Origin of the sequence: Cobetia sp. 2AS (assembly GCF_029846355.1) — a bacterium.
Lineage (GTDB): Bacteria > Pseudomonadota > Gammaproteobacteria > Pseudomonadales > Halomonadaceae > Cobetia > Cobetia amphilecti.
On the sequence record NZ_JARWKQ010000002.1, the window covers coordinates 484,844 to 499,666 of the forward strand.

A 14,823-nucleotide genomic window follows, 5' to 3' on the forward strand; every position below is an offset into this window, starting at 1 on the left:
ATTCATGATACGCAAGGCTGTACTGCCTGTAGCAGGCCTGGGCACCCGTTGCCTCCCGGCCTCCAAGGCCATCCCCAAGGAAATGATCACCATTGTCGACAAGCCGGTGATCCAATATGTGGTGGAAGAAGCGGTCGCGGCCGGTATCAAGGAAATCGTCCTGGTGACGCATTCAAGCAAGAGCGCCATCGAGAACCACTTCGACAAGCACTTCGAGTTGGAGACAACTCTGGAAGCCAAGGGCAAGCTCGAACTGCTCGAACAACTGCGCAACATCATCCCGGATGACGTCAAGATCATCAGCGTGCGCCAGCCTGAACCTCTGGGTCTGGGACACGCCGTCCTGTGCGCCAAACCGATTGTCGGCGACGAACCATTTGTCGTCATGCTGCCCGACGTACTGGTCGACGGAGAAGGTCTGCAAAAGAACGATCTCGCGCAGATGATGGAGGCCTATGAAGCCACCCAGGCAGCGCAGATCATGGTCGAGAATGTCCCGCAAGAAATGGCCTACAAGTACGGTATCGTCGCACTCGACGGTGATGCACCGGAAGCAGGCGAGTCGGCCAGAATCACTGGCATGGTCGAAAAGCCGCCAGCGGGCACCGAGCCCTCGACTCTTGCTGTCATCGGTCGTTACTTGCTGCCGGGGCGTATCTTCGAGCTGCTCGAGAACACACCGCCTGGCGCTGGTGGTGAAATTCAGCTGACCGATGCCATCGACACCCTGCGTGATGACAAGGCAGTCGCGGCATACCGTATGGCGGGTGACACCTACGATTGTGGCCACCAGCTGGGCTATCTCGAAGCGACGCTATCCTTCGCTAAGCGTCACCCGACCTTCGGCGAAGGCTTCCGCGAGCTGCTGACACGCTATCAGGACAAGTAACCGTCCTTGATGCATTTCATCAGGATCAATCATGTATCGTACGGGCTAAAGCCCTGACCATACTGTTTTCATCCCTGATACTTCGGCCCCTGTATCCTTTGATCACAGGGGCCGTTGCATTCACCGCCCTCACCCCATTGATTTGTACACTATCGACTCGCTCAGTATGCAAGGGCGCGCCTCTACCCTTGATGCCGAAAGACCACACTCAGATTGTTCGCCGGCATCTCGACCACCTTGTCGAGCCGCAAGCCGTTGCGCTCCGCTTCCTCGATGACCGCTTCCAGATCACGCACGCCCCATAGCGGATTGCGGCTCTTGAGCAGCACATCAAAGCCTTCGTTGCTCGGCGCCGTGTGCTGCCCTCCCCGCTTGTAGGGGCCGTAGAGATACAGCACGCCGTCCTTCGGAAGGCGTCGACCGGCCTGCAACATCAGCTCGGACGTGACCCGCCACGGCGAGATGTGGATCAGATTGATCGCCACCAGCGCATCGCAGGCCACCTCAGGCCACTCGGCCTGCACATCCAGCGTGATCGGCGCCTTGAGGTTGGGCAGTGCGGCTTCGGCGCGCCAATCCACGATCGATTGCAGTGCTCGCGGGCTGGCATCGCTGGGTTGCCATTCCAGATGAGGCAATCCGTAGGCGAAATGCACCGCGTGCTCGCCGCTGCCACTGGCCAGTTCCAGCACCTGACGTCGCTGTGCCAGCACATCCCGCAGAACATCGAGAATCACGTCACGATTGCGAGCGACCGCTGGGCTCGCGAGACGCTGACTGTGCGCCACCTCTGCATCCTTCTGCGATGATCGCGACGTCGCGCTGGGCAAGTCATCGGGTAACTCGGGGGTGGCCATGCAGCACTCCTTTCAACAGGACAAATGACTCAGAACGAAAAGATGGCTAGATAATAACAAAGCGCCGCACCCCTGAGGGGCACGGCGCTTGAGCAAACAGTGATTGGATCGGGTGATTTCGATCAGGCTATCTCGTCCGGACTATCTCGTTTCCGCGATCTATAGCATTCCATTACAGACGAACCCGCTCCGCTAGCGGGCACGCGCCACCGTCGAACGTGCCCGCCAGAAATCCAGCACTCGCAGGGGGTCCCCCACCTCATGGGCCTTGTGCTGGGCGTTGTGCGCCATGGCACGCGTCGCATCACGATCGCCCAGCAGGCGCTCGAGGGCGGCTGTCCATTCAGCCGGGTCATCCCCCACCAACAGGCCATCGACGCCGTCCTCGATCAGATCCACATAGGGCGCCCTGCGACTGTAGATGCCCACCCCGCCCATGCGGGTGATATCGAGAAATCGTAGCCAGGAAGCGGCACGGTTGTCGGAGTTTTCCATCAAGGGCGCCAGACCGATGGCGATCCGACGCCGCGAGCAATAATCCTGAAAGGCCTCCCAACTGACGGCCTCCATCGTCTTGAGGCGGGGAATATCGCTGAGCGCCAGCGGCAGATGACGGCCCATCATCAGTTCCACCTCACTGTCCGAATGCCGCGTCTGGATATCGCGCAGCACCGGGGCCAGTGTGAGGATGTCCTCACGATGCGCCAGAGTGCCGTGAAAGCCGATGCACCAGTCGCTCTGCTCGAGATGATGCAGACCCGGCACCTTACCGGTCAGTGGTGGCGTCAACAGGCTGACGTTGGGGTGCAGGCTCGCCAGAGCGGCCTCCAGCTGCTCGCTGACCACGACGACCTCATCCGCCAGCGCGAACAATCGCTGCTGCAATTGGGCAGCTTCAGACTCAGCGCCTGCTTCAGGGGTGGAGGTGCCCTGCTCCGCTGCCAACAGCTCAGGCGAATACAGATGATCGACGAGGTAGCAGATACGGCCGTGCTGCTCACGGTGTGTTTCCAGCATCTCGATCCATTCTCGCCCCAGGCTCCGCGCGATCAGTAGGCAGGCGCCGGTGAGGCGCGCCTGGGCAAGCTTGGGGGAGAACTTCCAGCGGCGGGTTTCAAAACGCTCGACACGTGTGCCTTCCTTGCGCAACGCGGCCATGGCAGGCAGGAAGAAGTAGATATCTTCCAGCGCCTGGGCTTCATCACTGAGTACGATCCAACGAGGAGTGGTCGGGAAGGCGGTCATGTCAGTCTCCTTTACTCGAGGCATTCATGGTCCCGGCACGTTCGGCGTCACCGCCAAACAAGCGCGAGCGAGAGCACACACTGACTCTGGGACGCTTACTTTGAGCTTAATGATTTCTGGGCATCACACCACTCAAATTTTGCTGGTGTGTAGCGGATGTAATCAACGTGTTACCTGCGTTGGGGCTGAATCGTCGCTGGCAGCGCCCGATTGGACGGCCCCAAGACCAGAAACGACAAGGCCCGCAGGGTTAGCTGCGGGCCTTGGGGGTTGATGAACCCGATGTCGAATCGGGTCATGTGCCTTGCGTGAAGCTGACTCTCATCACGCCACGCGTATCAGTTCGTGGCGGTCTTCACCGAGTGCGGTGGCACGGCGCACATCCTCCAGACGCTTGAGCAGGTACTGACCATAGCCAGTCTTGCTGAGGCGCTGGCCGAGCGCGAACATCTCATCGTCATCGATCCAGCCATTGCCCCAGGCGATCTCTTCCAGGCAAGCGATCTTGAGCCCCTGACGATGCTCGATGGTCTGCACGTACTGCCCAGCCTCCAGCAGGCTGTCATGCGTGCCGGTATCCAGCCAGGCGAAGCCACGCCCCAAGCGCTCGACATGCAGGTCGCCCCGCTCCAGATAAGCATTGTTGATGCAGGTGATTTCCAGCTCCCCCCGAGAGGAAGGCTTGACGCGCTTGGCGATCTCCACGACATCGTTGTCGTAGAAATAAAGGCCGGTCACCGCGAAGGGCGAACGAGGATGGGTAGGCTTTTCTTCGATGGAAAGCGCCTTGCCCTGCTCGTCGAACTCCACCACGCCAAAGCGCTCCGGGTCCTGCACCAGATACCCGAAGACGGTCGCCCCCGTGGCGCGGGACGCGGCGTGCTTGAGCTGACCCGTGAAGTTGGGGCCATGGAAGATGTTGTCCCCCAGCACCAGGCAGACATCATCATCACCGATGAAGTCCTCGGCGATCAGGAAAGCCTGAGCCAGCCCGTCCGGGCTAGGCTGCACGGCATATTCAAAGCGAACGCCATATTGCTCACCACTGCCCAGCAGCTGCTGATATTGCGGCAAGTCCTCTGGCGTCGAGATGATCATGATGTCCTGGATACCGGCCAACATCAGGACCGAGGCGGGATAGAAGATCATCGGCTTGTCGTAGATAGGCAGCAACTGCTTTGAAACGCCTAACGTGATCGGGTGCAAGCGAGTGCCGGAGCCCCCCGCGAGAATGATGCCTTTCCGTGCCATGTTACGCTCCCTGTCCCTGCTGAATTTCCGCTGTCGTCGCGGATCAGTCAGTGCCTACGCTCCCTGACCCAGTGAACTGACAAGCTCACCGGGCTCCCTGACGCAGCATCTGATTCAGCTCATAGCGTAAACAGCAAGAAGGCCGCCTGCAGCATGGTTTTCGCCGCAAAATTGCGCATTTTATTGCTATTTGCACTGCTTATCAAAATATCACTAAAACAATATATATAGCTCAGAGCTGGGCAAGGCAGGAGCATGATGAGACTCATGCAAAGACACCTCAGGCCGTTGAGTCACTTCAGCTCCTGCATGGTGCCCGGATCAGATCTCGGCGCCCAGACGCTCTCCCTGATAGCGGCCATCACGAATCCGCTGCCACCACTCAGGATTATCCAGATACCACTGAACCGTCCTGCGCAGGCCCGACTCGAAGGTCTCCTGCGGCCGCCACCCCAGATCACGCGCTATCTTGTCGGCATCAATGGCATAACGCAGATCGTGCCCGGGCCTGTCGGTCACGAAGGTGATCAGATCACGGTAGTGCGCAAGGCCTTCAGGCTTTTGCGGCACCAAGGCTTCCAACGTCTCACAGATCAGGCGTACCACGTCGATATTGCGCTGCTCGTTATGCCCGCCGATGTTGTAGCTCTCCCCCAGCGGCGCCTCGCACGCCACCTTGATCAAGGCACGCGCGTGGTCCTCGACATACAACCAATCGCGCACCTGATGGCCATTGCCATACACCGGCAGTGGCTTGCCCGCCAGGGCATTGAGGATGGTCAGGGGAATCAACTTCTCGGGGAAGTGATAGGGGCCATAATTGTTCGAGCAGTTGGTCATCACTGTCGGTAGACCGAAGGTCCGCTGCCAGGCTCTTACCAGATGGTCCGACCCCGCCTTGCTGGCCGAATAGGGCGAACTCGGCGCATAGGGTGTCTGCTCCGTGAAGCCGGGGTCATCCTCTGCAAGATCACCAAACACCTCATCGGTCGAGATATGATGGAAGCGGAATGTCTCAGCCTTGGCAGGGTTAACCAATGCCAATTGCTTCCAGTAACGGCGTGACGCCTCCAGCAACCGGCAGGTGCCCATGACGTTGGTTTCGATGAAGGCCTCCGGCCCATCGATGGAGCGATCGACATGGCTCTCGGCGGCAAGGTGCATGACGATATCCGGCTGATGCACACTGAAGATTCGTGCCAGCGCCTCAACATCACAGATGTCCGCATGCTCGAAGACATACCGCGGATGATCACTGACGGACTCCAGCGAATCCAGATTGCCCGCATAGGTCAGCTTGTCCAGGTTGACCACTTCATGGGACGTCGAATCGATCAGCTCGCGCACCACGGCAGAGCCGATGAACCCGGCACCGCCGGTAATCAGGAACTTCATGCTTCACCTCAGCCACGCACTCGGCGCAGAAAGAAAATTGAGAGTGCAGAGAATCAAGGGCAGAGTCATGGGGCTGCCACGCAACGTCCCCAGGCTCGTCCCTTGTTGTCTCCTGATGATACGCCACCGCCCCGCCCGCCCTTGGCCGATTAGCGTGCAGTATCACAGCTGAAATTCCTCGCCCGAATGGCATACCCACATAATGAGAACCAACTTATATAGAGAGCGAGATGACTCCGTCTCCAGTATGACAGGCACAAAAAAGCCCCGAACGCGTAGCGAACGGGGCTTTTCACTCTCTCGTCCATCATGAGGGAGGCCTGGCTTGCCAAGGTGGCTAAAGGATGAGCCTCAGGGCTTGATGACACGCAAAATCTGACGTCAGCAATAAAGCTCACTGACTCCTGGCGCTGTCACAACGCCCTGTCACATGAGCCTGAATCAAAGATCCCCATTGTCAGCAGGCACGAACCAGGAAGCCTTCTCACCTCGCGCGGCGGCCTTGCGATCATCACGCTGCCGCTCGGCTTCCAGCACACGATATTGGAGACGATTGATCCACTCGAAGCCAAGCCCTGGCAAGGGGGAAAAGGGAGTCGTGCGACTCATCCCCCACAGTGCAAAGCGTGTACTGCCCTGCTCTGCTTCACCACGCCCATGCATGCCGTAGGTATTGGCGATCAACAGTGTGTTGGCCTTGACGGCAAAGTGCTTGACCTCGCCTAGACCAAATCGCTCGAGATCCCCTTCATCCAGACGGAAAGACCCACGCTGCGTGTATCGATTGGGATGGTCGCGTGCGATCAGGCTCATGTGCCTTTCCCATGACAGACGCGCTGACGACATGCGCGTGGAGCCCGGGACAAACATGAAAGGCCCCTGGGCAGGCGTCACATCCTGCAGATACAGCCAGAACTTCATGGTGGGCTGGAAGGTATCCACATGCAGGGACTTCTGGGGGTCACGCTCATGGCTTTCCAGCACGCCATTGTGAATACGCTCCAGATGCATGATGGGCTGTCGCGCATGGCCACTGCAGTAACGCATCAGGCGCCGGAACCGCTTGTCACGCATCAAGGCCTGCATTTCTGGCAAGGCTGCGACATTTTCCGGCGCCATTACACGACGACGGGTCAAGGTATCTGCCTGGCGGCACTGACGAATCTCGCCACGTGCCCCCTCAGCCTCCCTGACCAACCGCTCGTACTGCTCCGCAGGCAGAAAATCCTCCAGCAGCAGGTAGCCATCATGCTGAAAAGCCTTGCGCTGCTCTCGTGGCACCCCATAGGCAAACCAGGCCTGACGTACACGCATCATCCAATGCGCGGCGCGCAAGCGCACCAGATGAAGCCCACGACGATTCAGCCCGGGGTTCCCCAGCACAGGATTGGCCACGAAGGACTTGGCACCTGTCAGTACCGCAAGGCCAGCAGACAATGTCTTTAGATGGTTCGACATGAAAAGGCCTCTTTACATCTCGTGAGTGCTTCTCCACTCCTGCGCCTGCGAATGACACATGAGCCGGGAGAATCCTTCTACAACCGCTTGGTGGCAAGGGCTGGTGTTGGCGCCTTCGCCTTTTGCGGCTTCATCGTCGGCATGGGTTTCTCGCCCTTGTCAGCTCTCAAGCTCTGAGCAGAGGCCAATGAAGCCTTGGAAAAAGGGGTAATCTGGATAAAGTCAGTAATGACTTCGTCCAGCCAGAAGTCATCGTGATAGGGCACAGCAGAGTAACTGCAACGGCGATCGGCAATGATCGCGTCCACTTCACGCAATACTTCTCCATGAGAATAACTACGGCCTTCCACCTTGGCCCCTTCAGGCTGGAATTCAATCTTGAGGTGGTCTGCCTGGTCATCACCTTCACTTTCCAACGCCAGCACCAGAAGATGGCGCTTCCAACGCAGAGTATCGAGGCGCTTGATGGTGGCATGGTCCATGGTCATGACCAGGACCCCATTGCCAACCTTGGCGTTAAGATGCGCCAGATCCGCCAGATAGTAGTGCCAATCAAGTGTCTCATCCCCTTCAGGGATCACGCCCAGGGCATCATGATACAGCTCGATCCCGTGGGTATCCTTCAGGTAGGCCTCAATGGGAGTGACATGTTCGGCCTTGTCGTATACCAGAACGATGATCTTTGAGTAGATCGCCTTCAGGAAATCCCAATGATTGAAATTGTCCGTCAGCAGTGCAGGCCAACGTACACGCGCCTGATGACGCGACAAAGTGTGTTTGAAAGAGCGCACGCTCCAGGGCTTGTCGAGAAACTCTTCCACGACACGCCTGATGATACCAGTAGACACCCGGTTCAGCTCACAGGCCCTGTCTTCCAGAAGATGCAGCACCTTGCTTTTCAAGTAGAGGTCTTTGGTGACCGGCTTGTCGATGTGATCAATATTGTCACGATCGACCATCAACAGGTTACAGCCGGAATGCCAGCGCAGAACCTCGATATAATCGAGTGCATTGGCCCCCAAGGAGAAAACGATGATCTTGTCAGGATGCTGGTAAGCGATATCTCCTAACTGCTGATGCCATTTATGTTGCATCAACGTCGTGTCATCGGCGGCGACTGGCAGCGATGACTTGCTGCGATAGCCAGCACCCACCTCGTTATCATCGAAGAGGTCGCCATAGACCACAGTGCTGTCGAGCTTGTCGAGCTCAGCCAGAGCAGCCTGTTTGGCCAGAGTGTCAGAGCCTATCAACACCAACATGTTGTTGGGGATAGACTTGATATAGTCATAGGGGTTTTCTTGATGCGACTCAAGACTATGCCACCGAGTACGCTCAATCCAGGCTTTCATTTCCAGACGTTCGCGGTAAGCTTCGCGCGCACTATCAGCGCTTGACAATAATGAGGTGTACTCACTTGTTGTCATGGTGACAATATCAGCTAATTTGTCACGTAACCCGTTGGCACGATGTGAAACTTTCCTGACAAAGAATTTGCTTTCCCCAAGTAATTCAGGATAGTCATCATTATAATAGACTCTGGGAATCCCCCACGAGTTGAAGGTATAGCGCGTGAGCAATTCACTATCGCGTTCTTCCTCCGGTACAAGGTTTGCCACCAAGGTCTGAAAGAAAAGTTCATCAGGCACCCAAGTAAAGCGATAGAAGCGTTTGAGTATCGGCTTCTTGTCAACCAGTGACATGATGCGCATTACGGTAGAGCGGCGCAGACACCACCATTGTGACCCCATGTGCGCGGTATGCTTGAGTGGGATAACACGCTTGATTTTCAGCTTGCGCTGAATTTCGAGTGCTTTTTCAAACTTCCAGGGCTGATAGCGCCAATTGAACAGATGATATTTGCTCCAACGCTGTTTCTGGAGCCCTGCTGTAACCCACTGATGCTTTTCAGCATTGACAGCTTCGATATGATCTTTACCGCTGGAAGCCAGATATTGCTCAAGTAACTTGACTGGCTTGACGGGCATACAAGATCCCGATAGCAACATGAGGTAATCGCTATCCTTGTCATGCAGCCTCACCTGCTCCAGACAATTCAAGGTAGCCTGAATGATCGACCATTCTCCCCAGACCACTTTGACCCGTTCAGCAAAGTAAATCTTGCCGGGGAGTTGATCCAGTCTCCAGGCAGCGACTGACTGCTCCAGGTCTCCCGAAGCGGTAGCATCATGATGAACAAAGATATTACTACCCGTAGATAGTAGAGAAGTGATGAGCCCCTTGAGTTTATCAGGATGTTCATGTGCCAAGAGAACGAAAGATACTTTCACGATTACCACTCCCCTGTATTGATAAGTCCTAACTGGGCGAGATCCTTCCAAGAGGTAAATTCCTGAGATACGGATTCATCGAACAGGACTGTTCTTTCCTTGATGATTCCGTCATACATCTTGTATTCTGCAGAATCATTGAAGTGTTGTTTCGCTACCAGTTCTTCGTTGACTTTATCCTGTAACTGACTAATAAACTTATAGTGCAACAGCGCACCGTGTGTCTTGGTAATATAGCAACAGGCATTCAAATGCTTCGGCAAGGCCATGTGCATGGATTCCACATAAGCATAGCCTTTCTTCCATTTTATCAGCGGTACTTTATTCAAAGCGGGGGATGCCGAAGGGTTCTTGCGACTGAAAACTCTGCGGCGCACCCCTCCTTGGACGAAAAGGTTTCGATATTTATGATAATAAAACTTTGAATAGCCTGTTTTATCAAAGTAGGGGCATACTTCCAATGGGTTTTGACCAGGAGTATAGACAGCCTCTTCAACTGGGCTTTTGCTATACATATCAACCATCAATGTAAAGAAAGCTTCTTCTTTCAATGAGTCAAGATAATCTGTTAGATCTTTTAGATCTCGGGACTGCATATAAGGATAGACAAGAAATTCATCTGGGTCGCATGTCATGCACCAATGACCCACACCATATTCGTTCAACAGATGATTAAGCCAATGCATACCGAAGTTCGAATCTTTGTAACTTGCCTCGGTGTACCAAGAACTTATGTCTGCATAGCTCTTTATAATTTGACTAGTATTATCTGTAGAACCATTATCTACTATAATAAAATGCTTAACACCCAGAGAGCGATAGTAATCAAAGAAATATTCTAGACGATGTCCTTCGTTCTTCATGGTAGCAAAAAGAAGTATGTCATCATCCTTGATACTATTGGTATTATCTTGGGAGACTTCAATATCTGAAGAATGCCGCTTTGCTTTTTCAAGCAAGACGCTTAAGGTTCTATCCTTGATATATATCTGTTTACTTTTTTCCAATATTGAGCCCAGCATATTACCATCCTATCTCTATATCAAAGGAGATTTAACTTTTTCTTATCTGACTCATAGTTTTCCTTCAATCGCTGACTAATCTCATCACTGAAAGGACGTAAAGGAGTGGGCTTTCCTTTTTGCTTGTTATTGTCCATCATATTAACAAGCTTTCTAGTCATATGTGCTGGGTAATGGTCTGCTAGATGCTCCAAAATACGATATGATTCTAGAGATATTTTTGAGCGCTTGATTGAGGAACCTTCACCGGCACTAGCATAATCAATATCAAGATTAGTAATAGAGTTTAGGTATCCCACCTCATCCTCGAAAATATTTTCAAAACATGTCACATTAACTTTGCATTGAAGAGCCTCTTCAATAGTTGACAATAAGGGATTCCATGAAAAATCATTTAGATTAAAACTATCAAAATATTGTCCTATACTAACAAAGCGATAATGACGTAAATATTCGCAATACCTAGATATTAGATACGCTTCAGGATCACGAATTGTAATATTTGCTTCAACATTATTATGTTTTATCTTCTTTTTTAAAGCTACAAGTCTATTATAGACATCAGGGTAGATTAATTGACTAGTTATTCTTTCGGTTCCACCTATGATATTTTCATCAGAAATTATTAAAGACTTGGAGGTGGAATAAATATCCTTCAATTCATCCGACATTTCAATCTTATCATGCAATTTCGATGTAATAGCTCTACGAGTTGCATCTAACCCAAGGTAGCCTACGCGATTGTCGCTCAAGATTTTTTTTGAATTATATAATCTAGACTGGAAATAAGTAGTGGCTGTTTTATGTACACCAAGATGTAATATAAGATTATCCATCACTTGATCCTCTTCATAAACTCAGGTCCAAATTTTTTCTCTAAAAAGTCGTATTGAGGCATAGAATAGCTTTCTAGAACTTGAACCGCACTAGCTGTAAGCTCAACAGGTTTAGTTTTGTGAACTACCTTACTAGCATTTTTATATCCAAAACTTTTTACTTCTAGGAAAGCACTTAACTGATCAAGTAAATAATCAGGCCTACTTTTAATATCACCATAGGGTAAATACAATATGTCAGAAAAATATTTTTCCCACAATGGAATACTTTTAATATAGTCAGCTCTACCCTTAAACCTCACATATTTATCTATATTACCTTCATCTATAAGAGCAGGATTTAACTTGGAACGGTTAATTACCATTTTGGTTTGGCTTATAGCACGAGCAATAGGATCTCGGATAAGCCAAATTATTTTTATATCACCCAACTCTTCTCTAATTTCCTTAACGCCTGCCTCATTTATCGCGCTATACTCGGGTGTAATTTCACCTTTTAACGCTCGTTCGTATGCTTGTGTATGATTGAAAAGAGCCGAGTACCATTCCTTAGTAAGTGGTTTAGTTAATTCAAGGCCATTAATATAAGCTTTATCGCTTGAAGAGGGATTCTTTTTTGTTCTTATTCTTTCCATAGCCTTTTCTATATGTTTAGGGGCCCACTGTTTTGCACCAGTACCCTCGCCAAAATAATAATCAAAATAGTGTACTTCTTTTATATCAGGAAGCCATATATCAGGATGTTGCTTTAACATATCGTACAGCCAACTAGTACCTGCTTTTTGAGAACCAATACATAAGAAATTTGGTAACATCATATAATCCCGAAGCAATATTTATAGAATTTACCTTCAATAATAACGCTAGATTTTTTAAATCTAAAAACAACTTAAAGTTTATACTTAGCCATTTATATTCTCCCGCTGAAGTATGAAGCTATAGAGTCAACCGGGAGTTCTTTTTTATTGTATTTATATGTTAGCTTAAACATCGGCAAAGATTTATCGCTTAATATAGAAATAACTTTTTCATCCATTGAATCGCGCATTCTATGAGATAACGTCAAATTGCCACTATATACTGTGGTCTTAGAGCCATATATTTTCTCCATATATGAGTTATTCAATACTTTTTCATCTAGCAACATATGAAACCAAAAATATGGAAATATATTCAACTTAGATGAAACTGTAGGACTAAACCATGAGGTATTAGTATCATTTAATAGCTTATAAACTTCCGGATCAGTTTTTATCTTTTTGACACTAGGCTTATCATTAAACGACTCCCAATAACTAATAGAAACGTAAAGCCAATTAGAGATTATTGGATTGTATTTATCGGAATAGATAAACCAGCTACAAGCGGTTTTATCTTTGTGGACGTTATTAAAGCAAAAAAAGTTATTAGGTGATGCTTCATAAAGCCAAGTATTTAAAGGCTTTATACAAAAAGTTGTTGCATCTGCCCATACACCGCCATGATTATGCAATAAGGCAACTCTAATTAAATCGGACAATGCTGCATAGTGGCCTGAAATATTATGCATAACCTTATTAGGAATTATGCCTTCTAAGTAATAGTCAAAATTATCTTTTGTAATGACTATAACATTCCATTCAGGGTTATTTTTTCGCCAAGAATCAATACAATTTTTAACAATAGGTGGTGCTTGATCTTCACCTTGTAGCCAACATATCCAAATAATTTTCATAACATCACCTGCTTAATAACTTATTTTACTTTGCGAATAAAAAAAACGAATGTATCAAGCTTAGTTAACGCTTCATTTAAGTTATGCATATTATAAACCATCGGCACACCGCGACCATTAAAATGATTGCAGGTTAAACTTAAAGAGGTATACTCCAAATCACAAACAGCATTGTAAAAGAAAGTGTTGTAAAACATTTCATCTGGTATGTAAGAATGTTTAAAAAAATCATAGTAGCTACTATAAAAAGTCTCGATTTTGGTAATATTTTTCTTGTGTATACACCACCACTGACTACCAAAACGTACATCTATATTATTAGGCTTTCTTCTTCGAAACTTAAAAAGCTTTTGTAACTTGTATAATTTTTTGTGAAGCAATGGATACTTCTTTTTATTTACTATATGCCTATAAAAATATCTATCTTCACGAATCCCCCCCTTTATCCAGTTCTCATCATATACCTCAATATAACTCAAGTTTTTAGAATTATACAAAAAACTTTTGAGCTGTATAAGGGGTTTAGCCGGAAAGCAATGCTCACTCAGCAAATAATAATAATCAGATATTATGTTCGAATAAGAAAATCTAAGCATCCACATTGTTGCTTTAACTAACGACCATTGCCCCCAGCCACATCTGACTCGATTCTCCAATATATGACATCTCGAAGTACCATGAAGCCTTGCCTTCAACTCATTGAATTTGGCGCGTGAAGAGTTTTTATCAAAATGAATGACCACCTGGCCAGTCTCATCATCCGATAAAATCCTGGTGACCAGCCGAACAATACGATCTGGGCTGTCATGACACAGAATCAGGTAACTGATTGTCACTTCAGAATCTTCACTCATCATTTGTCTCCTGAGTGACGACAGGCGTCGGTGTCTCGCTACGGTGCTGCGGATGGCTCTCTCTCGGTAATAGCGATTCCCGATGCTTGAGTGAGCTATCAATCTTTGGTTCTTTCTGCATGACTTTCTGCAATCGCGCAAAATTCTGCTTATGACGATAGTAGCCCTTGGATGCACGCTTGGGATGCCAGAGATGTACCAGGGTGGTACCTGCCAAACGGCTTTGCTCGCCATACAGGGAAAAATACGCACGGAAACCGCGGTACTCGGTAATATCTCCGCTCCCCATGTTTCGCAGATATTCCGGCGGCAAAGGCGCTATCGGATAACGTTGCCCCAGGCGATGCAGCAGCTCGAAGTCTTCTGCTCCATGCCCCTTGAAGGATTCATCATGCCCTCCCATGGCTAGCAGGTCTTCGCGCTGCGAGACAATGGCGGAACTCCCTTGCACCAGAAATTGCAGTTTCCCCGCCAGATGCTTGTGGCACCCCTTGAAGCACCATGCTTCTTGCCCTTTCTCGAAGGCCTGCATGAATTCATCGCTGCCCTCTTCTGTCAGAAAGGCAACCGGAAGGCAGAAGAAATTCTGCGGCTTTTCCGCCAACCGTATCTGGAGAATATGCTGCTGGATACGCTCATAGACTGAAGGGCAGCCGATGAAATCTACATCGTGAAAGATGACGACTGGAGCGCTTGCCGCTCTGACACCACGGTTTCGGGCTCGCGCCAGAGAAAAACGTCGCCATTGCGTCTGCAGCGATACCAGCGTGATCTTCGCCGAATAATGCGAACAGCTGGACACCAGCTGCTTGAGATAGCGCTTGACGGAAAACGGACTTCCATCATCCACCACCACGACTTCAAAACCACTAGGAATAGTGCTCAGCAGTCTTTTCAGTCGATGTATCTCGCGCTGCTCTACTTCCAGGGCGCGAATGGGGATGATGATGGTGGCAATGACATTATTGAGACTTGCTGCACACATGGTGAGACTCGCAGGGCGGTTAAGAA

General features: G+C 50.1%; 13 protein-coding genes. 1 reads left to right on the forward strand and 12 read right to left on the reverse strand.

What is annotated here, in order from left to right; all coding sequences use genetic code 11:
* The first annotated feature begins 4 nt into the window (after positions 1-4).
* Positions 5-889: a UTP--glucose-1-phosphate uridylyltransferase GalU gene (galU, locus tag QD356_RS07190; RefSeq protein WP_107334490.1), complete on the forward strand. Its 885-nt coding sequence runs from the start codon at positions 5-7 to the stop codon at positions 887-889.
* A gap of 182 nt (positions 890-1,071) precedes the next feature.
* Here galU and QD356_RS07195 read toward each other — a convergent pair whose 3' ends face one another.
* From QD356_RS07195 to QD356_RS07250, 12 genes are all read right to left on the reverse strand, one after another.
* Positions 1,072-1,746, reverse strand: a complete 675-nt coding sequence (locus tag QD356_RS07195; RefSeq protein WP_192839343.1) for a DUF938 domain-containing protein — start codon at positions 1,744-1,746, stop codon at positions 1,072-1,074.
* Positions 1,747-1,938: 192 nt separating this feature from the next.
* Positions 1,939-2,991 (reverse strand): glycosyltransferase, encoded by a 1,053-nt coding sequence (locus QD356_RS07200; protein WP_192839345.1) that lies wholly within the window; start codon positions 2,989-2,991, stop codon positions 1,939-1,941.
* 324 nt (positions 2,992-3,315) lie between these two features.
* Complete coding sequence (rfbA, locus tag QD356_RS07205; RefSeq protein WP_192839346.1) at positions 3,316-4,242, reverse strand: glucose-1-phosphate thymidylyltransferase RfbA; 927 nt, start codon at positions 4,240-4,242, stop codon at positions 3,316-3,318.
* Between the two features lie 321 nt (positions 4,243-4,563).
* A complete protein-coding gene (rfbB, locus tag QD356_RS07210) occupies positions 4,564-5,637 on the reverse strand; it encodes a dTDP-glucose 4,6-dehydratase (RefSeq protein WP_192839347.1) in 1,074 nt (357 codons plus the stop codon).
* A 441-nt stretch (positions 5,638-6,078) separates the two neighbouring features.
* Positions 6,079-7,095, reverse strand: coding sequence for a phytanoyl-CoA dioxygenase family protein (locus tag QD356_RS07215; protein ID WP_192839348.1), 1,017 nt, complete (start codon positions 7,093-7,095; stop codon positions 6,079-6,081).
* 77 nt (positions 7,096-7,172) lie between these two features.
* Positions 7,173-9,386: a beta-1,6-N-acetylglucosaminyltransferase gene (locus QD356_RS07220; protein WP_192839349.1), complete on the reverse strand. Its 2,214-nt coding sequence runs from the start codon at positions 9,384-9,386 to the stop codon at positions 7,173-7,175.
* A 2-nt stretch (positions 9,387-9,388) separates the two neighbouring features.
* Positions 9,389-10,408 (reverse strand): glycosyltransferase family 2 protein, encoded by a 1,020-nt coding sequence (locus QD356_RS07225; RefSeq protein WP_192839350.1) that lies wholly within the window; start codon positions 10,406-10,408, stop codon positions 9,389-9,391.
* A 20-nt stretch (positions 10,409-10,428) separates the two neighbouring features.
* Complete coding sequence (locus tag QD356_RS07230; protein WP_192839351.1) at positions 10,429-11,244, reverse strand: hypothetical protein; 816 nt, start codon at positions 11,242-11,244, stop codon at positions 10,429-10,431.
* Positions 11,244-12,059 (reverse strand): sulfotransferase, encoded by an 816-nt coding sequence (locus tag QD356_RS07235; protein WP_192839352.1) that lies wholly within the window; start codon positions 12,057-12,059, stop codon positions 11,244-11,246. The genes QD356_RS07230 and QD356_RS07235 overlap by 1 nt, the downstream gene beginning before the upstream one ends.
* A gap of 95 nt (positions 12,060-12,154) precedes the next feature.
* Positions 12,155-12,958 carry a capsular polysaccharide synthesis protein gene (locus QD356_RS07240; protein ID WP_192839353.1) on the reverse strand — a complete coding sequence of 268 codons (804 nt, stop codon included), beginning with the start codon at positions 12,956-12,958 and terminating at the stop codon, positions 12,155-12,157.
* Positions 12,959-12,978: 20 nt separating this feature from the next.
* A complete protein-coding gene (locus QD356_RS07245; RefSeq protein ID WP_192839354.1) occupies positions 12,979-13,812 on the reverse strand; it encodes a beta-1,6-N-acetylglucosaminyltransferase in 834 nt (277 codons plus the stop codon).
* On the reverse strand, positions 13,805-14,797 hold the full coding sequence (locus QD356_RS07250; RefSeq protein WP_192839355.1) for a glycosyltransferase: 993 nt from the start codon (positions 14,795-14,797) through the stop codon (positions 13,805-13,807). Before QD356_RS07250 ends, QD356_RS07245 begins: the two co-directional genes overlap by 8 nt.
* Positions 14,798-14,823 lie beyond the last annotated feature (26 nt).